This is a genomic window from Micromonospora sp. NPDC005220 (assembly GCF_040607895.1).
Lineage (GTDB): Bacteria > Actinomycetota > Actinomycetes > Mycobacteriales > Micromonosporaceae > Micromonospora.
Map to the genome: position 1 here is coordinate 1 of NZ_JBEXHP010000012.1, position 17,296 is coordinate 17,296.

General features: G+C 72.3%; 17 protein-coding genes. 7 read left to right on the forward strand and 10 right to left on the reverse strand.

All coding sequences use genetic code 11. The features are described from left to right. Nucleotides 1-84 precede the first annotated feature (84 nt). The 3 genes from ABZU52_RS08025 to mqnE all read right to left on the reverse strand — a co-directional run bounded on the left by ABZU52_RS08025 (nt 85) and on the right by mqnE (nt 2,097). Nucleotides 85-393, reverse strand: a complete 309-nt coding sequence (locus ABZU52_RS08025; RefSeq protein ID WP_354970331.1) for a DUF4229 domain-containing protein — start codon at nt 391-393, stop codon at nt 85-87. A 73-nt stretch (nt 394-466) separates the two neighbouring features. Next, nucleotides 467-904 carry a hypothetical protein gene (locus ABZU52_RS08030; RefSeq protein ID WP_354970332.1) on the reverse strand — a complete coding sequence of 146 codons (438 nt, stop codon included), beginning with the start codon at nt 902-904 and terminating at the stop codon, nt 467-469. Between the two features lie 23 nt (nt 905-927). Beyond that, nucleotides 928-2,097: an aminofutalosine synthase MqnE gene (mqnE, locus tag ABZU52_RS08035; protein WP_124815231.1), complete on the reverse strand. Its 1,170-nt coding sequence runs from the start codon at nt 2,095-2,097 to the stop codon at nt 928-930. 239 nt (nt 2,098-2,336) lie between these two features. Here mqnE and ABZU52_RS08040 point away from each other — a divergent pair, with 239 nt between their 5' ends. Both ABZU52_RS08040 and ABZU52_RS08045 read left to right on the forward strand, forming a co-directional pair. Beyond that, entirely contained in the window at nt 2,337-3,914 is a 1,578-nt protein-coding gene (locus ABZU52_RS08040) for an NlpC/P60 family protein (RefSeq protein ID WP_354970333.1), read from the forward strand. A gap of 113 nt (nt 3,915-4,027) precedes the next feature. After that, a complete protein-coding gene (locus ABZU52_RS08045; RefSeq protein ID WP_354970334.1) occupies nt 4,028-5,689 on the forward strand; it encodes a hypothetical protein in 1,662 nt (553 codons plus the stop codon). A gap of 88 nt (nt 5,690-5,777) precedes the next feature. Here ABZU52_RS08045 and ABZU52_RS08050 read toward each other — a convergent pair whose 3' ends face one another. After that, nucleotides 5,778-6,014: a hypothetical protein gene (locus tag ABZU52_RS08050; RefSeq protein WP_354970335.1), complete on the reverse strand. Its 237-nt coding sequence runs from the start codon at nt 6,012-6,014 to the stop codon at nt 5,778-5,780. Between the two features lie 16 nt (nt 6,015-6,030). Between ABZU52_RS08050 and ABZU52_RS08055 the strand changes: the two genes are divergently transcribed. Together ABZU52_RS08055 and ABZU52_RS08060 are read left to right on the forward strand one after the other, a co-directional pair. Next, the gene (locus ABZU52_RS08055) at nt 6,031-7,788 is read left to right on the forward strand and encodes a DEAD/DEAH box helicase (protein ID WP_354970336.1); all 1,758 of its coding nucleotides are present in this window, start codon (nt 6,031-6,033) and stop codon (nt 7,786-7,788) included. A gap of 102 nt (nt 7,789-7,890) precedes the next feature. Then, nucleotides 7,891-8,511, forward strand: coding sequence for a putative glycolipid-binding domain-containing protein (locus ABZU52_RS08060; RefSeq protein WP_354970439.1), 621 nt, complete (start codon nt 7,891-7,893; stop codon nt 8,509-8,511). 145 nt (nt 8,512-8,656) lie between these two features. On the opposite strand, the gene ABZU52_RS08065 is transcribed toward ABZU52_RS08060, so the two are convergent. From ABZU52_RS08065 to ABZU52_RS08075, 3 genes are read right to left on the reverse strand one after another with little or no spacing between them, the layout of a single operon-like run. Next, on the reverse strand, nt 8,657-9,748 hold the full coding sequence (locus ABZU52_RS08065; RefSeq protein ID WP_354970337.1) for a PLP-dependent cysteine synthase family protein: 1,092 nt from the start codon (nt 9,746-9,748) through the stop codon (nt 8,657-8,659). Between the two features lie 31 nt (nt 9,749-9,779). Beyond that, nucleotides 9,780-10,601, reverse strand: coding sequence for an SDR family oxidoreductase (locus tag ABZU52_RS08070; protein WP_354970338.1), 822 nt, complete (start codon nt 10,599-10,601; stop codon nt 9,780-9,782). A 50-nt stretch (nt 10,602-10,651) separates the two neighbouring features. Beyond that, nucleotides 10,652-11,110, reverse strand: a complete 459-nt coding sequence (locus ABZU52_RS08075) for an Lrp/AsnC family transcriptional regulator (RefSeq protein WP_334509027.1) — start codon at nt 11,108-11,110, stop codon at nt 10,652-10,654. 270 nt (nt 11,111-11,380) lie between these two features. Here ABZU52_RS08075 and ABZU52_RS08080 point away from each other — a divergent pair, with 270 nt between their 5' ends. Continuing rightward, nucleotides 11,381-11,647 (forward strand): BldC family transcriptional regulator, encoded by a 267-nt coding sequence (locus ABZU52_RS08080; RefSeq protein WP_354970339.1) that lies wholly within the window; start codon nt 11,381-11,383, stop codon nt 11,645-11,647. 124 nt (nt 11,648-11,771) lie between these two features. On the opposite strand, the gene ABZU52_RS08085 is transcribed toward ABZU52_RS08080, so the two are convergent. Further along, complete coding sequence (locus ABZU52_RS08085) at nt 11,772-12,401, reverse strand: UbiX family flavin prenyltransferase (protein ID WP_354970340.1); 630 nt, start codon at nt 12,399-12,401, stop codon at nt 11,772-11,774. 152 nt (nt 12,402-12,553) lie between these two features. On the opposite strand from ABZU52_RS08085, the gene ABZU52_RS08090 reads away from it, so the two are divergent. Further along, a complete protein-coding gene (locus tag ABZU52_RS08090) occupies nt 12,554-13,537 on the forward strand; it encodes a terpene synthase family protein (protein WP_354970341.1) in 984 nt (327 codons plus the stop codon). 72 nt (nt 13,538-13,609) lie between these two features. On the opposite strand, the gene mqnP is transcribed toward ABZU52_RS08090, so the two are convergent. Then, nucleotides 13,610-14,521, reverse strand: coding sequence for a menaquinone biosynthesis prenyltransferase MqnP (gene mqnP, locus ABZU52_RS08095; RefSeq protein ID WP_354970342.1), 912 nt, complete (start codon nt 14,519-14,521; stop codon nt 13,610-13,612). Next, the gene (locus tag ABZU52_RS08100) at nt 14,521-15,981 is read right to left on the reverse strand and encodes a menaquinone biosynthesis decarboxylase (protein WP_354970343.1); all 1,461 of its coding nucleotides are present in this window, start codon (nt 15,979-15,981) and stop codon (nt 14,521-14,523) included. The genes mqnP and ABZU52_RS08100 overlap by 1 nt, the downstream gene beginning before the upstream one ends. 428 nt (nt 15,982-16,409) lie before the next feature. Here ABZU52_RS08100 and ABZU52_RS08105 point away from each other — a divergent pair, with 428 nt between their 5' ends. Further along, nucleotides 16,410-17,285, forward strand: coding sequence for an alpha/beta hydrolase (locus ABZU52_RS08105; protein WP_354970344.1), 876 nt, complete (start codon nt 16,410-16,412; stop codon nt 17,283-17,285). Nucleotides 17,286-17,296: the final 11 nt, after the last annotated feature.

Sequence of the window (17,296 nt, forward strand, 5' to 3'; positions counted from 1 at the left end):
CGGCCCCGGGGCGGCCCCGCTCCACGCGGTTGATCATGAAGTTATTGCCACGACACGCCGAGTGACCGGGCAATAACTTCATGATCAACGCTGAGGGTCGGGGTCACCCTCGGTGGGCGGGGTGGGGTTCGGGGTGGGGGTTTCGGGGTGGTCGTCGCCGGCCAGGGCGGAGCGGAGGCGTTCCTTCTCCGCTCGGCGGCGCTCGGCTGCTTCGGCGATCTCCGCCGCCATCTCGTCGCGCCAACCGCGCAACAGGAAGAAGGAGAGCGCGGCGGAGAACACCAACGCCAGCATCAGCTTCAGGAACACGTTCATGTCGATCAGCCAGAGGCCCGCCAGCACGGCGACGAACAGCCCGATCCGGCCCAGCGTGTACTTGAGCGCGGCGCTCACCTGCACCACTCCGTTCTCTCCGTCGCCCGCCACTGCCGGCGGAAGGGTCGAGCCGCCCGGCGGGCGGTCGTGGTCAGCCGGTCCGGCGGGCCAGCCAACGGACGCCCGGGAACCAGAGGGCCGCGTACGCCACAGTGAACGCCCCCGCCGCCAACGCACCGGAGAGCAACGGCGGCAACCCCGCGCCCAGACCGGCGATCAGCAGCCCGGCGAACACCCCGACGGCAGCGGCCACCACCGCCGCCACCACCCGGGCCGCGCCGAACTCCCAGGCCCGGAAGTCGTCCCAGAACAGCCAGGCCGGCAGGATCACCGCCAGCCAACCGTTGGTGTGCCCGAAGTCGCCGGCGCCGATCGAGGCGAACGCCCAGTCGAACAGCACCAACGCGAGCACGCCGATGACCAGGCCGGCCAGGCACACCCCGAGCAGGTCACCCAGGGTACGGATGCGCCCCTCGGCGTCCCGGCGGGGAAACCCGCCCTGCTGCTCAGGTTCTCGTTGCTTGGTCATCGACTGCGAGGGTACGTGGCGGGTCAGGCCCAGACCTGCTGCGGCTCGGCGCGCCGCTCGGCCAACGACGGGGCCTTGTCGTACTCCCGGACCACGTTGTAGCGGGTGTCCCGCTCGACCGGCTGGAAGCCGGCGTCCCAGATCAGGTGCAGCAGGTCGTCGCGGTGCATGGTGTTCGGGGTGCCGTACGAGTCGGCGTCGTGCGTGATCTTGTATTCGACGACGGAGCCGTCCAGGTCGTCCACCCCGAAGTTCAGCGACAGCTGGGCCACCGACAGCCCGTGCATCACCCAGAAGTTCTTCAGGTGCGGCACGTTGTCGAAGAGCAGCCGGGAGACGGCGAACGTCTTCAGCGACTCGGCCGGTGAGGCCATCGTGGTGCGCGCCTGGATCCGGTTACGGATCTTGCCGTCCGCCGAGTCGACGAAGTCGTGCTGGTAACGCAGCGGGATGAAGACGGCGAAGCCGCCGGTCTCGTCCTGCAACTCGCGCAGCCGCAGCACGTGGTCGACGCGGTGCCGGGGCTCCTCGATGTGGCCGTACAGCATCGTCGCCGGGGTCTTCATGCCCTTGCTGTGCGCCAGGGCGTGGATGCGCGACCAGTCTTCCCAGTGGCAGGCGTGGTCGACGATGTGCTGCCGGACCTCCCAGTCGAAGATCTCCGCGCCACCACCGGTCAGCGACTCCAGGCCGGCGTCCATCAGCTCGTCGAGGATCTCGTCGGCGCTCAGGCCGCTGATCTTCTCGAACCACTGCACCTCGGTCGCCGTGAAGCACTTGAGCTTGACGTTCGGCAGCGCCGCCTTCAGCTCGCGCAGCACCTTCGGGTAGTAACGCCAGGGCAGCGTGGGGTGCAGGCCGTTGACGATGTGCAACTCGGTGAGCTGCTCGTCCTCCATCTCCTTGGCCTTGCGGACCGCCTCGTCGATGCGCATCGTGTACGCGTCCTTCTCGCCCGGCTTGCGCTGGAACGAGCAGTACGCACACGACGCCGAACAGACGTTCGTCAGGTTGAGGTGCCGGTTGACGTTGAACATCACCCGGTCGCCGTTCAGTTCGGTGCGCTTGTGGTGCGCCAGCCGCCCCAACCAGGTCAGGTCGTCGCTCTCGTAGAGGGCGACCCCGTCCTCCCGGGTCAGCCGCTCACCGGCGTACACCTTCGCTTCGAGCTCACGCTTGAGTCCGGCGTCCATGGCACGTCCCTTCCACCTGCGGTCCGGATCGAGCGTACGTCGCGGCGCCGAGGGGCCCGGCGGCACGGTCACCGGCAGCGACCCACTTCACCAGACTCTCAGCCTCCCGTGACCCGGCAACGCATCGACATGAGTGGCGAGGTGCGGTAGTAACAAGGTGGGGCGGAACACACACACTGGTACCGTCCCGGCGGTCGCGCCCACCGAGCGCGGCGACGAGCAGTTGGACGGGGAGCGGCATGGTCTACAGCGGGCGCGGGCGACGGCAGCGACGACGGAGCCCGGTGATCTCGCCGGTCCTGCGTCCGAAGCTCTGGGCCGCCCTGCTCAGCGCGATCGCCGCGGCCGTGCTGGCCACCCCCGCGTACGCGGAGCCCGGCGTGCCGAGCACCGTGCCGGACACCGGCTCGCGCCCAGCGGTCACCGGCTCGCTCCAGCTGCCCGGCGGCGCACCGGTCGCCGGCGTGTCCGCCCCGCCGGTGGTCACCATCGGCAACGGCCCACTCGCCACCGCGATCTCCGCCGGCGAGGTCCAGGTCGGCGCGCTCGGCGAGGCGTTGCTGGTGAGCCGGCAGAAACGCGTCGACGCGCAGGCACAGCTCGACGCGGCCGGCAAGGCGCTGGCGACCGCGCAGGACACCCTGCTCCGGGCTCAGCAGACGGCTGACACCGCCGCCGCCGAGGCCGTCAAGGCGGCCGCCGCACTGCCGCCGGGTGACCTCGCCCAGGACATCCGTGGGCTGAGCCGCCTCCAGGCGATCACCCGTGGCGAGAAGGTCGACGGCGGCACCACCGGAGTGGCCGGGGAGCTGTCCCGGGCCCGCGCCGGCGAGCAGGCCGCGTACCAGAAGCACAGCGAGGCCAAGGACCTGCTCGCCGCCGCCGAGGCGGAGTTCACCGCGGGCGAGACGGCGCTGCGTACCGCCGAGGCGAGCCTGCTCAAGCTCCGCCGGGACAACGCCGCCGCGCTGATCGAGATCGAACGCCAGCAGGAAGCCGCCGAGCAGCAGATCGGCGCGGACTACGTCTCCAACCAGAGCATCAGCGGCATGGCGGCGCACCCCCGGGCACTGGCCGCGGTCCGGTACGCGCTCGCCCAACTCGGCGACCCGTACAAGTGGTCCGAGGAGGGGCCGGACGAGTTCGACTGCTCCGGCCTGATGTGGGCGGCGTACCGGTCCCCCGGCGCCGACTACTTCGACCTGCCCCGGGTCTCCCGCGACCAGTACGCCGCCACCCGGGGCCGGACCGTTCCGCAGAGCGCGCTGCTCCCCGGCGACCTGCTCTTCTTCGCCTCGGGCAGCAGCTGGACGACGATCCACCACGTCGGCATGTACATCGGCAACGGCAAGATGGTGCAGGCCCCCACCACTGGCGACGTTGTCAAGATCTCGGTCGTCCGCTGGTCCCGGCTGTACGCCGCCACCCGCGTGATCGGCGCGGTGCCGGCAGCGGTGGTGACCACCCCGCCCGTCTCGCCCCCGAAGCCGACGCCCACCCCGTCGCCCACGAAGACGACCAAGCCGACGCCCACCCCCTCGCCCACGAAGACCACCACGCCGACGCCGACGCCCACGCCCACGCCGACACTGACGACCACCCCGACGCCCACCCCGACCGGCAGCACCACGCCGAAGCCGACGAACACCCCGAGCAACACTCCGACGACCCTGCCCCCGGCGTCGACCAGCGCGTCTCCGACGACCACGCCCAAGGCCAGCACGAGCGCGACGACCACGCCGAAGGCCAGCACCAGCGCGACGACCACGCCGAAAGCCAGCACCAGCGCGACGGGCAGCCCGAGCGCCGCGGGCTGATCCGCCACGACCGGCTCGGCTGTCCGCTCGGGACGATCTGTGGCACCGTGACAACCAGGCACATCCGACTCGACGTCACGGGTCCGGGTGCGAGCATGGCGCGGAGGGCGAAAATGGCCGAGCAGAGAGATCCGGCGGAGACTGTCGACCCCGTGGTCGACCGGGCCAGCCCACCCGGGCCGGACACCGCCGACCCGGTGGCCGCCAGCACCACCAGCCCGGCCGCGACCAGCCCGACAGGCAGCAGCCTTACCGGCACCAGCCCGAATGGCGGCGACGCCAGCCCGGCCGACGCCAGCTCCGCTGACAGCGACGCCAGCCCGGCTGACAGTGACGCCCGGCCGGCCGACGCCAATTTGGCTGACAGCGACGCCAACCCGGCCGCCAGCGGCACGGCACCAGTCGTCGCGAACGCCTCGACCGACGCCGATGACGACGTGCCCGCCGGCAACGACAACGTCCCCGCCGGCAACGACGGCGTGCCCGCCGGCAACGACGGCGTATCCGCCGGTATCGACGCTGCTTCCGCCAAGATGGACGCTGCCGTGGACGTCTCCGGGACCGACGCCGGGGCCGCGGTCGACGCGCGTCCGGGCCAGGCCGCCACGCCGGTACGCGCACGCGCCAGCGTGGTGACCGCCGGGGCTCTCCGCAGCGACCTGCCGGCCAGCGCTCCGGTCACCGCGACCACCTACCGGGCGACCGGCTCGGCCGACGTGTCGTTGCCGGGGCAGCGGAACGACTTCCCCGCGCCGGCCCGGGCCAGCGCCACGGTTCCGAGCAGCAGCCGGGGCACGGCCGGAGCCCTGGGCACCCCGGACCTTCGGGAGAGCTCGCCCGCCGTCTACCGATCCGCTCCGGTGGGTGCCGAACCGGCCCAGCCGTCGACGCCGGAGCCCACGCCGCCCGGTCCCGGGCCGACTCAGCCGTCGCCAGCGGAACCGGAACCCGCGCCGGCCCCGGGTCCGTACCCGCCCGGTCCGGCGCCGACCCCGGAACCCCGACCCACGCCGCCGCCCGGTCCGGTTCCGCCGGTCCCGGGCCCGCCCATCCCACCGCCCTCGCCGGTGCCGCCCATCCCCGGCCCGCCGTCGCCGCCCGTCCCGAGCCCGCCGCTGCCACCGCCCGGTCCTCCGGTACCGGCACCGCCAGCCCCGCCCGGCCCGATGCCGGCACCGCCGTTTCCGCCACCGCCGGCGATGACCAACACGCCCGGCGTACGGGCCAGCTCGTCGGTCTCCGCACCGCCGGCCGGGTGGCCGTCCACCGGTGGGGCGACCCGCCCGACGTCCGGTGGCCAATGGACCGGGACAGCCGCCTCCGCGCCGCCGGTGGTGCCCGCGCCGGCGCTGCCGAGCTGGCCACCGTCCACCGCCGGAGCTCCTTCGTCGACCGGGAACAGCACCGGGAACTCCCGAATGACCGCGCCGCCGAGCGGCCCACCGGCTGGTTCCGCCGGCCGGGGTACGGCCGGTGCCCGTGGTGGGCGGTACGACGGCGGCACCGACCTGGCCGGCACCGTCTACGGCAACGGCGAGGGGGCCGGCTTCACCACTGTCGCGATACCCGCCAACGCGGTGGAGACCTCCGGCTCGTTGACCGGGCACATCCTGGCCCAGGGCTGGTCCGACACGCCGGCCGAGCGGTCCAGTAACGCCCGGGTGATGATCGTCCTGGCCGCCGCTCTGGGGCTGCTGGTGGCGATCAGTGTCATGGTCGTTCTGCTGGCCGGCGACGCTCTGGACGGTCTGGTGGGCAGCGTGCTAAACGGGTGAGCCAGCGAGCGGTAGCGATGGTGAGTCCGCCCACTACCGTCGGACAACCGGCTGGCGACTTTGCCGGACCGCCGTACACTGGTTGAGATCACTGACCCGGCGCGCGTGGTGTGCGCCCCTGGGCGATCTTGCGGGCGATCCGGCGGTACAGCCGCGGCAGGCCATCGCGAAGATGCGCCCCGCTCGAAAGGTTTTTGTTGACCACCTCTGCTGACCCCAGCACCGTTTCGTCCGTTTTCAACTCAGTCCCGGCGACCGACGCCGCCCGGGAGCAGCTCGACGTCGCTTCGAGCGAGACCGGCCCCGCGCCGGCAGCGACCGCCACCCCGCAGGCCGAGCCCGTGCCGACCGAGACTGCCGAGCCGATCAGCTTCGCTGCTCTCGGCCTACCCGAGCAGCTGGTCCGCGCACTGGCGCAGCAGGGCATCACCAGCCCGTTCGAGATCCAGCGGGCCACCGTTCCGGACGCGCTCGCCGGCCGCGACGTGCTGGGCCGGGGGCAGACCGGTTCGGGCAAGACGCTCGCCTTCGGTCTGCCGATGATCGCCCGGCTGGCCACCCGTAACCGGGCCCGCCCGATGCGTCCGCGCGCCCTGGTCCTGGTGCCCACCCGCGAGTTGGCCATGCAGGTCAACGACGCCCTGGTGCCGCTGGGCAAGTCCGTCGGCATCTTCCTCAAGACCGCCGTCGGCGGTGTTCCGTACGACCGTCAGGTCGACGCGCTGCGCCGCGGCGTGGAGATCATCGTGGCCACCCCGGGCCGGCTCGGCGACCTCATCGAGCGGGGCATCTGCCAGCTCGACGACGTCGAGGTCACGGTGCTCGACGAGGCCGACCAGATGGCCGACATGGGCTTCCTGCCCGAGGTGACCGAGCTGCTGGCGAAGACGCCCGCGAACAGTCAGCGGCTGCTCTTCTCGGCCACCCTGGACGGTGACGTCGACGCGTTGGTCAGGCGGTTCATGACCGACCCGGTCACCCACTCCACCGCGCCGTCCACCGCCTCGGTGTCCACCATGGACCACCACATGCTGTTGATCCCGCCACACGAGAAGTTCCCGGTGACGGCCTCGATCGCCGCCCGGGATGGCCGGACCATGGTCTTCGCCCGTACCCAGCTCGGGGTGGACCGGCTGGTCGAGCAACTCGCGGCCGTCGGCGTACGCGCCGGTGGGCTGCACGGCGGCAAGACCCAGCGGATGCGCACCAAGACGCTGGCCGAGTTCCGTGAGGGGCGGATGAACGTGCTGGTCGCCACGGACGTGGCGGCCCGGGGCATCCACGTCGACGGGGTCACCCTGGTGCTGCACGTCGACCCGCCGAAGGACCCCAAGGACTACCTGCACCGCGCCGGGCGTACCGCCCGGGCTGGCGAGTCGGGCGCGGTCGCCACGCTGGTGCTGCCCAAGCAGCGCCGCACCACCCTGGCGATGATGGAGAAGGCGGGCGTCGCGCCGGCCGAGACCCGGGTCCGGGTCGGCGACGAGGCGTTGGCCGAGCTGGTCGGCGCCCGCGAGCCCAGTGGCGTCCCGGTCCGCGTCGAGGCGGAGCCCCGGGGCTACGGCGACCGCTCCGGCGGCCCGCGCCGGTTCGACGATCGGGCCGGGGGCCCGCGTCGGTTCGGTGACCGTACGGGAGGCGAGCGCCGGTTCGGTGACCGGCCGCAGGGCGACCGGCGCTTCGGCGACCGGCCCACCGGCGAGCGTCGCTACGGCGACCGACCGCAGGGCGACCGGAGCTACGGCGACCGCCCGCAGGGTGATCGGGGCTACGGCGACCGGCAGCGCAGCGACCGACCGCAGGGCGACCGGAGCTACGGCGACCGCCCGCAGGGTGAGCGCCGCTACGGCGACCGGCAGCAGAGCGACCGGCCGCAGTTCGGTGACCGGGACGGCCGGAGCGAGCGACCGACCGGCGAGCGGCGCTTCGGCGACCGGCCGCAGGGTGACCGGCGCTTCGGCGACCGGGACGCTCGGGGTGGTTTCCGCTCGGAGAGCCGGGCCCGGGACGACCGGCCCCGCGATGACCGGCCCCGCGAGGATCGCCCGCGTGACGATCGGCGCGGTTTCGGCGGGCGACCGCCGGCGCGTACCCACTGATTGATTCACCGAACGCCGTCGCGAAGCCCAGGCTTCGCGGCGGCGTTCGCGCATGCCCTGCCGATGCCGGTCCGGTCGCGTAACGTCCGGCTCATGCCGACCATGCCGAAGTCAATCTTCTGGTCCCGGACGGACACCGCCGGCAGCGAGCAGGTCCTGCTCGACGACGGCCACGGGTTGGCGGCCCGAGGCACCCTGCTCGCCGTGGACCCGATCCCGTGGACCGCCCGCTACCAGCTGACCACCACGCCGGACTGGGCCACCGCTCGGGTCGAGGTCGAGGCCGAGGGTCCCGGCTGGCTGCGCCGGGTGACCCTGGAGCGGGCCGCGGGCCGGTGGCGGGTCACCACCGCCGAGCAGGGCGATCTGGACGCTGCCCTGGTCGCGGCCGGTCATCCTCGGGCCGGCCTGCCCGGTACGGACGACCCGGGGCGGCTGGCCGAGGCGCTCGACGTCGACCTGAGCGGTTCGCCGCTGTTCAACACCCTGCCGGTCCACCGGCTCGGGATAGCGGCCGAGCCGGCCGATGTGGCACACCGGCTCACCGTTGCCTGGGTGCTGCTGCCCGGCCTGGAGGTGGTCCCGGCCGAGCAGATCTACACCGGGCTGGGGCCGGGTCGGGTGCGCTTCGCCAGCGGCACCTTCACCGCCGACATCGATCTGGACGACAGCGGCTACGTGGTGCGCTACCCCGGGCTGGCCGAGCGGATCGACCCGCGCTGATCGGCGCGCAGGCCCCGCTGGGCGGCGCCCGCACGGCCGGGCCCCGCTGGGCGGCGCCCCAGCGAATTAGACCCCGCTGGGCGGTGCCCCGGCGAACTAGACCCCGCTGGGCGGTGCCCCGGCGAACCGGACCCCGCTGAGCGGTTCAGGCGGGCCAGGCGCCGCTGGCCAGGAAGCGGTCGATCGTGGCCAGGTGCGGGGTGAGGTCGAGACCCTGGGCGGCCACCCAGGCATCGGAGTAGTACGTGTCGGCGTACCGGTCGCCCGGGTCGCAGATCAGGGTCACCACCGAGCCGGTCCGACCCTCGGCGAGCATCGCGGCGATGAGGCCGAACGCACCCCACAGGTTGGTGCCGGTGGACCCGCCCACCCGGCGCCCGAGCAGCGCCGATCCGGCGCGCATGGCGGCCAGGGACGCCGCGTCCGGCACCTGGACCATCCGGTCCACCACCGAGGGCAGGAACGAGGCTTCCACTGTGGGCCGGCCGATCCCCTCGATGCGGGAGCCCTTCCCGGTGCGTACCGACCAGTCGGCGGCCAGCCAGGCCGGGTAGAACGCCGAGTTCTCCGGGTCGACCACGCAGAGCTTGGTGGCGAGCCGGCGGTACCGGGCGTACCTGCCGATGGTCGCGCTGGTGCCCCCGGTGCCGGCGCCCACCACGACCCAGGCGGGGATCGGGTGCCGCTCCAACTCCAACTGCGCGTAGATCGACTCGGCGATGTTGTTGTTGCCCCGCCAGTCGGTGGCCCGTTCGGCGTAGGTGAACTGGTCCATGAAGTGCCCGCCGGAGTCCTCGGCGAGCCAGCGGGCCTCGACCACCACGCTCGCCGGGTCGTCCACCAGGTGGCACCGGCCGCCCTGGAACTCGATCTGCGCGATCTTCTCCGGCGAGGTGGAGGCGGGCATCACCGCGATGAACGGCAGGCCCAGCATCCGGGCGAAGTACGCCTCGGAGACAGCTGTGGAACCCGACGACGCTTCGACGATCGTGGTACGCGGCCCGATCCAGCCGTTGCAGAGCCCGTAGAGGAACAGCGAGCGGGCCAGCCGGTGCTTCAGTGAGCCGGTGGGGTGTGACGACTCGTCCTTGAGGTAGAGGTCGATCCCCCACTCCCGGGGCAGCGGGAACGGCAGCAGGTGGGTGTCGGCCGAGCGGTTCGCGTCCGCCTCGACGGCGGCGATCGCCTCGGTCACCCAGGTCCGGCTGGATTCGTCGCACCGGTCGAGATGAGTCACGCTCGGAAACCTAGCAGCAGGCCAGCGGTGGTCAGGGCCGGGCCGAGCGGCGGCGCTGGCGGCGCTGACCTGCGCGGCCAGCGGCCCGGACGAGCGGGGTCAGCGCGACGGCCAACCTGGGCAGCGCGTCCAACAGGCGCACCTGCGCGCCCCGCCAGCGGGGCAGGCTGACCACCGGACGTGGCCGGCGGGCCAGCCGGACCGCCCGGGCCGCCACCCGCTGCGCGGTCAGCATCGACCCGGTGAACGAGGCCACCGCCCCCGGGTCGTCCAGCCGGTCGTGCAGCATCGGGGTCCAGATGCCGTCCGGGCAGAGGCAGGAGACGTGCACCCGCCGGTACCCGGCCATCCGCAGGTCGGACAGCGTGCCGAGGCTGAACGCCAGCAGGGCGTGCTTGCTGGCCGCGTACACCGTCTCGCCGGGCGCGGCGACCAGCCCGGCCAGCGAGACGACATTGAGCACGTGGCCGTGCCCCTGCCCGCGCATCACGGTCAGCGCGGCGAGGGTGCCGTTCATGGCACCGTGGGCGTTCACGTCGAGCACCCGACGGCGGGTCGGGGCGTCGTGTTCCCACGAGGCCCCGGTGACCAGGATCCCGGCGTTGTTGACCCAGAGTGCGAGGTCACCCCGGCTCACCGCGATCGCCGCGACGGCGGCGCAGGCGTCCTCGTCCCGGACGTCCAGCGCAGCCGACCAGCCGCCGAGCGGCGCCGCCGCGGTCTGCGCCGCCGCCGGGTCGAGGTCGGTGAGCAGCACCGACCAGCCGTCGGCGTGCAGCGCGGCGGCGATGGCCCGGCCCAGGCCGCCGGCAGCGCCGGTCACCACGGCCACGGGACGCGCCGGCGAGGTCATCGGCGCACGCTACCGCCGGCCGCCGGGGCGACACCAGGGGTACGCGGCGGTCAGGCTGCGGCTGGGCCGACCGGCTGGGGGCGGTTCTCCCACTTGGTGGAGAGCGCGATGGCGGTACGGGTGGAGGCCACCCCCGGCGTCCGGTTCAACCGCACGATCAACTGCTCCAGTTCGGCTATCGTGCCGACCCGCGCCTTGAGCAGGAACGACTCCACGCCGGCCATGAAGTAGCAGGACTCGATCTCGGGCAGCACCCGCAGCGACTCGAGCATGTCGTCGGTGTCGGCACCGGAGTCCTCGACGATGCCGATCAGCGCGGTGACACCCAGCCCGATCGACTCCGGGGCCACGTCCGCCCGGTAGCCCCGGACGACGCCGCTGCTTTCCAGCTTGCCCACCCGCTCGTGTACGGCCGGGGCCGAGAGGCCCACCTGTCTGGCCAGCTCGGCGTACGAAAGGCGCGCGTTGCCGCGCAGCAGGTCGACGAGGCTCAGGTCGATGGCATCCACAGAGAGTGACCCTAACCGCTCACACGTAACGTGCGGCCTTCGGCACCCGTTGGACTGAGCGGTGAGTCACTGTTCATAAACCGCCGGTCAGGGCCGAGGTAGCACCAGTAACATTACTAACTCCCCACTCAGTGCATTTTTCGCGTTTGGGCGGACAGGCCATGTCCCTGGTGCTGTAATTGCCATACGTCCCTCATGACGGCTCTGGGCTACGCACCAGCCGGGGGCAGTGTGTTCAGCCGGGGGCTTCGTCGACGCGAGGAGGGGGCTGTGGACACTGGAGATCGCCTGCTGACACCGGGTGAGGTCGCCGCGCTGTTTCGGGTAGACCCGAAAACTGTGACGAGATGGGCGGCGGCCGGCCGGATAGGAAGCATCCGGACTCCAGGCGGGCATCGCCGGTTTCGGGAATCCGAGGTGCGGGCCCTGCTTGAGGGGGAGGGCATGCTGGACGAGGTGGATGAGGCCGAAAGGCCCCGCAACATGGGGCCGGCCGCATCCACGGGGCCGGGTCCGGCCAACGCCGGCATGTACTGAACTGGTGCGGACAACGCCACGCGGACCGGACCCCAGTCCGGTCCGCGTCCCGCTTCGGCCAACGGCCGGGCGGCAGCACCACTCGTGCTGAGCAGAACAACGGTGGTCAGCGCGAACGGACGGGTCAGCTTCGCGCCGCGCCGAGCTGGCCGGACCACCGCCGGAACAGGGTGTGCGGGACGCCGAGGGCGTCCAGCACCTTGCCGGCCACGAAGTCGACCAACTGCTGCGCGCTGGCCGCCGCGCCGGCGCCGTAGAAACCGGGGCTGGCCGGGAGCACCACCGCGCCCGCGTCGTGCAGCGCGATGAGGTGCTCCAGGTGGCTGCGGGTCACCGGTGTCTCCCGGGGGACCATCACCACGGGACGGCGTTCCTTGAGGTTGACCTCGGCGGCGCGTTGCAGCAGGTCCTTGGAGAGGCCGATCGCGACGCCGGCGCAGGCGGCCGTGCTGGCCGGGACCACGGCCATCCCGCGTACCCGGTAGGAGCCGCTGCTCGGCCCGGCGGCCAGGTCGCCGGCCGGCCAGTGCCGCACATCCGCCGCGGTCAGGTCCCGGTCGAGCCAGGCGGCGAGGTCCTCGGCCCAGTGTCCGTCCCGGAAGGGTCGTCCGGTTTCGTCGAGCACGGTGAGTCGTGCCGCCCGGGACACGATCAGGTCCACCGCTTCGCCCGCGTCGAGCAGCCCGCCGATGACGGCCGCCGCGTACGGCGTACCGGAGGCACCGGAGACTCCGACCACCCATGGTTCCCGCATACCTCCAGCCTGCCTGGTCCGGCCGGTCCGCTGGCGGGCACCCCCGGGCTTGGTCGGGTCCGACATGTCGGACGGGGTACCTGCACATCCCGCCGACCTGACATGCTGCCGCTGGCGATTCGCACCGGAACCATCTCGCAGAGGAGGCATCGGTGACGACCGGCGAGACCCTCCGGGCGCTGCGTGCCGAATGTCCGATCCCATCCCGGCTTCCAGCTCACGCCGATCGGGTGCAGGGCTGGCTGCTCGGTCTGCTGCCCGAGCTTGGCCTTCCCCTGGACGACGCCGCGCTGCGCCGGCTGTCCCGGGGAGCCTTCGCCCGGTACGCCGGGCGGCTCTACCCGGAGGCGACCGAAGCCGACCTGCGGGTGCTGACCGCGTTGTTCACCTGGTTCTTCCTCGTCGATGACGCCTGCGACGGGCCGAATCGGTTGACGCCGGAGCAGATCCGGGCGCTGCGTAACGGCACCCTGGCGCTGCTGCACGACGGCACCCGGCTGCGGCAGACCGGGCTGACCGGCCCGCTGCGGCGACTGCTGGTGCTGGCCTGGCGGGAGCCGCGCCGCCGGATGCCGGCCCGGTGGCGGCAGCGTTTCGCCGACGCGGTGGCCCGGCACCTCGATGGCACCTGGCAGGAGGCGATCAACAAGGAGGCCGGCCGCCGTCCCGGCGTCGACGAGTACGTCGAGCTGCGTCGGTCGACCTCGGCGGCGGAGGTGTCGTACCCGCTGGTGGAGTTCGTCAGCGGCCGGCCGCTGCCCGACCCGGTCTACCACCACCCGCTGCTGCGTCAGATCGCCCGCACCGGCAACGACCTGCTCTCCTGGTACAACGACCTGGCCTCGCTGGAACGGGACCGGACGACCGCAGGCGGGCACAACCTGATCCTCGCCCTACAGGCCGAACTGGCCGTGTCGGAGGCGGAGGCGGTCGAGCGGACGGCCGAGCACTGGCGGGAGGCGATGCGACGCTTCGTCGCGTTGCGAGCCGCGGTTCCGTCGTTCGGCCCGGCGTTGGACGAGGCGGTCGCCGACCACCTCGACGGGATCGCGTACGCCGTGCGCGGGACCATCGACTGGACCTTCGAGAGCGCCCGCTACCCCGTCAGCACCGCGCCACCAGCCTCGGGCCGGTAGGCCGAGCCAGGCCGGTGGGCCGAGCCGAACCGCCCAGCCCCAGGCCGGTGGGCCGAGCCGAACCGCCCAGCCTCAGGCCCGCAGGCCGAGCCGGATCACCAGGTCGAGCAGGGCGAAGAGGAACAGCGCGATGCCGACGAACCCGTTCGCGGTGAAGAACGCCCGGTTGACCTTGCTGAGGTCGGTAGGGGTGACCACCAGATGCTGGTAGGCGAACGCCACAGCGGTCAGCGCCAGCCCGATCCACCAGAGCCAGCCGAGACCGATCAGCGCGCCGAACCAGATGAACAGCGCGAAGGTCACCACGTGCGCGACAGTGGAGGCGTGCAGCGCGAAGCGTCGACCGTACCGGGCGGGCACGCTGTGCACGCCGATCTCCCGGTCGATCTCGGAGTCCTGGCAGGCGTAGATCAGGTCGAAGCCGCCGATCCACAGCCCCACGGCCGCGCCGAGCAGCCAGGCCGGCCCGGAGCCGTTTAGGGTGCCGGTGACCGCCAGCCAAGCGCCGACCGGGCCGACCGCCTGGGCGATCCCGAGGATGGCGTGCGGCCAGTTGGTGAACCGCTTGGCGTAGGGGTAGACGACGAGCGGCACCACGGCGAGCGGCGCGAGCACCAGGCACAGCGGGTTGAGCAGAGCGGCGGCGACGAGGAAGACCACCAGCGCGACGGCCGCGCCGGTCCAGGCCGTCCGCACGCTCACCGCTCCGGTGACCAGTTCCCGACCGGCGGTACGCGGGTTCCGCGCGTCGATCTGGCGGTCGAGAATCCGGTTGGCGGCCATCGCGAACGTCCGCGCCCCGACCATCGCCACGGTGATCAGCAGCAGGTCGAGCCACCGTACCCGGCCGCCGTTGATCTGCATGGCGGCCAGCGCGGAGAGGAACGCGAACGGCAGCGCGAAGACGGAGTGCTCGACGGCGACGAGCTTCAGGAAGGATTTGGTCCGGCCCGGCGTCGCGGCCGGCGCGTCGAGGACGGCCATCAGATTCCGTACTCCTTCCAGCGCTTGTCGACCAGGGCCGTGACTTCCGGGCTCATGCTCATCTCCTCCGGCCAACCGCGGGTGTAGCCCTCGGTGGGCAGCTTGCGGGTCGCGTCGACGCCGGCCTTGCCGCCCCAGAACTGCTGGTACGACGAGTGGTCGAGATGGTCCACCGGCCCCTCGGTGAGCAGCAGGTCACGCGCGTAGTCGACGTTGCCGAAGGCCCGAAAGGCGACCTCGTTGTAGTCGTGCACGTCGCAGTCCTCGTCGACGATCACGATCAGCTTGGTGAGCGACATCAGGTGCGCGCCCCAGATCGCGTTCATCACCTTCTGCGCGTGCTTCGGGTAGCGCTTGCGGATGGAGACGATCGCGCAGTTGTGGAACACCCCGGCGGCCGGCAGGTCGTAGTCGACGATGTCCGGGATCATCAGCTTGAGCAGCGGCTGGAAGATCCGCTCGGTGGCCTTGCCGAGGCCGTGGTCCTCCTGCGGCGGCTTCGAGGTGACGATCGAGTGGTAGACCGGCTTGCGCTGCATGGTCATCGCCTCGATGTGCAGCACGGGGAACGGCTCGACCGGTGTGTAGAAGCCGGTGTGGTCGCCGAACGGCCCCTCAGGCAGCCGCTCACCCGGCTCCAGGTAGCCCTCCAGCACGATCTGCGCGTGCGCCGGCACCTGCAACGGCACGGTGAGGCAGTCGACCATCTCCACCCGCTCGCCCCGCAGAAAGCCGGCGAACAGGTACTCGTCGATGTCACTGGGCAGGGGCGCGCTGGCCGCGTACGAGACGACCGGGTCGCAGCCGATCGCGACCGCGACCGGCAGGCGCTGCCCGAGCCGCTCGGCGACCGCGTGGTGCGCCGTCGAGTCCTTGTGGATCTGCCAGTGCATGCCCAGCGTGTTGCGGCCATGCTGCTGGAGTCGGTACAGGCCGAGGTTACGCTTGCCGGTTTCCGGGTGCTTCGTGTGGGTCAGCCCGTAGTTGTGGAAGATCCCGCCGTCGTCCGGCCAGACCTGCAACCCCGGCAGCCGGTTGAGGTCGACATCGTCGCCCCGGTAGACGACCTCCTGGCAGGGGGCGGTCTTCACCTTGCGCGGCGGAACCGACTTGAGCTGCATGACCTTGCCGAGGCCCTCGCGGATGCCGGACCAGCCGACCGGCAACTCCGGCTTGATCAGCGCGCCGATCCGGGCGCCGATCTCGTCCAGCGAGTCGACGCCGAGCGCCATCGCCATCCGCTTCTCGGTGCCGAACAGGTTGATCGCCACCGGCATCTCGCCCCGGGTCGGACGCTCGAAGAGCAACGCCGGGCCGCCGGCCCGCACCGTGCGGGTGACCACCTCGCTGATCTCCAGAGTCGGGTCGACCGGGACGTCGACCCGGCGCAACTCCCCCGCGCGCTCCAGCGCCGCGAGAAAGTCCTTGAGATCGGTGTACGGGAAGCCACGAGCCGCCATGACGCCCAGTCTCCCGCACCGGCTCCCGCCCGGCCCAAGCCGGGTGCTGTGACGCTCGCAATCGCCCGCCCGTCAGCAACGGGCGGCCGGAGGCAGGCGGCAGGCGGCAGGCGGCAGGCGGCAGGCGGCAGGCGGCAGGTCTAGATCAACTCGGTTTGCAGGAAGTCGGGGTGTCCTACGCCCGGGGATAGGCCGACTTCCTGAAAACCGAGTGGATCAACGGGCCGGGCCCACACCACGGGCATGGCGGGCTGTTGAGCGGGTAGCCGGGCAGTCGGACGGCCGCGGGTAGCCGGGCAGTCGGACGGCCGCGGGTAGCCGGGCAGTCGGACGGCCGCGGGTAGCCGGGCAGTCGGACGGCCGCGGGTAGCCGGGCAGGGCGGGCGGCAGGGCGGGCAGAAGACGGGGATGGGCGGGCGGAGGCGGCGATGGGCGGGGAGCGGGTCCCGGCAGGTTTTACCGAGCAACGGGCGCGGGTCGGCCAGATCACCATGAACTACGTCCGGGGCGGTACCGGCCCGCCGTTGGTGCTGCTGCACGGGTATCCGCAGTGCTGGTACATGTGGCGGCACCTGCTGCCCGAGTTGGGGCGCTCCTTCGACGTGGTCGCGCCCGACCTGCGCGGCTTCGGGGGAAGCGACGCCCCGGACGGCGGATACGACAAGAAGACCGTCGCCGCCGACCTGCACGGACTGCTCGACCAGCTCGGCCTGGTCGGTGACCTCCGGCTGGTCGGGCACGACCTGGGGACCATGGTGGCGTACGCGTACGCCGCCGCCCATCCGCAGCGGGTGAGTCGGCTGGTGCTCACCGAGGCGCCGATCCCGGACGAGAGCATCTACACGTTCCCCGCGCTCACCCCGGCCGGGCCCGGGGTGTGGAACTTCGGCTACTTCTCCATCGGCAACGGGCTTCCGGAGGCATTGGTCAGCGGGCGGGAATCGCTCTGGGTGGACCGGTTCACCGACGCCCTGATGGTGCGCAAGGGCAGCATCGCCGCGCCCGACATCGAGGAGTTCGCCAGCCACCTACGCGACCCGGCGCATCTGCGGGCCAGCTTCGCCTACTTCCGGGCGTTCGCGCAGGACATCGCGGACAACACGGCGTACCGAGGAACGAAGCTGACCATGCCGGTGCTGGCCGTCGGTGCGGCGGCCAGCCTCGGTGAGCAGGTCGCCGAGCAGGTCCGCCGGTACGCCGACACGGTCCGCGGCGAGGTGATCGAGGACTGCGGGCACTGGCTGTACGAGGAGCGCCCGGACGACATGCTCGCCCTGCTGCGGGACTTCCTCGGGGCGGCCTGAGCAGCGGCGTC

Coding starts and splice junctions, on each gene's coding strand:
- ABZU52_RS08105 (WP_354970344.1), top strand. CDS start 16,410: ATGGGCGGGGAGCGGGTCCCGGCAGGTTTTACCGAGCAACGGGCGCGG.
- ABZU52_RS08085 (WP_354970340.1), bottom strand. CDS start 12,401: ATGCGGGAACCATGGGTGGTCGGAGTCTCCGGTGCCTCCGGTACGCCG.
- ABZU52_RS08045 (WP_354970334.1), top strand. CDS start 4,028: ATGGCCGAGCAGAGAGATCCGGCGGAGACTGTCGACCCCGTGGTCGAC.
- mqnE (WP_124815231.1), bottom strand. CDS start 2,097: ATGGACGCCGGACTCAAGCGTGAGCTCGAAGCGAAGGTGTACGCCGGT.
- ABZU52_RS08040 (WP_354970333.1), top strand. CDS start 2,337: ATGGTCTACAGCGGGCGCGGGCGACGGCAGCGACGACGGAGCCCGGTG.
- ABZU52_RS08070 (WP_354970338.1), bottom strand. CDS start 10,601: ATGACCTCGCCGGCGCGTCCCGTGGCCGTGGTGACCGGCGCTGCCGGC.
- ABZU52_RS08030 (WP_354970332.1), bottom strand. CDS start 904: ATGACCAAGCAACGAGAACCTGAGCAGCAGGGCGGGTTTCCCCGCCGG.
- ABZU52_RS08100 (WP_354970343.1), bottom strand. CDS start 15,981: ATGGCGGCTCGTGGCTTCCCGTACACCGATCTCAAGGACTTTCTCGCG.
- ABZU52_RS08060 (WP_354970439.1), top strand. CDS start 7,891: ATGCCGAAGTCAATCTTCTGGTCCCGGACGGACACCGCCGGCAGCGAG.
- mqnP (WP_354970342.1), bottom strand. CDS start 14,521: ATGGCCGTCCTCGACGCGCCGGCCGCGACGCCGGGCCGGACCAAATCC.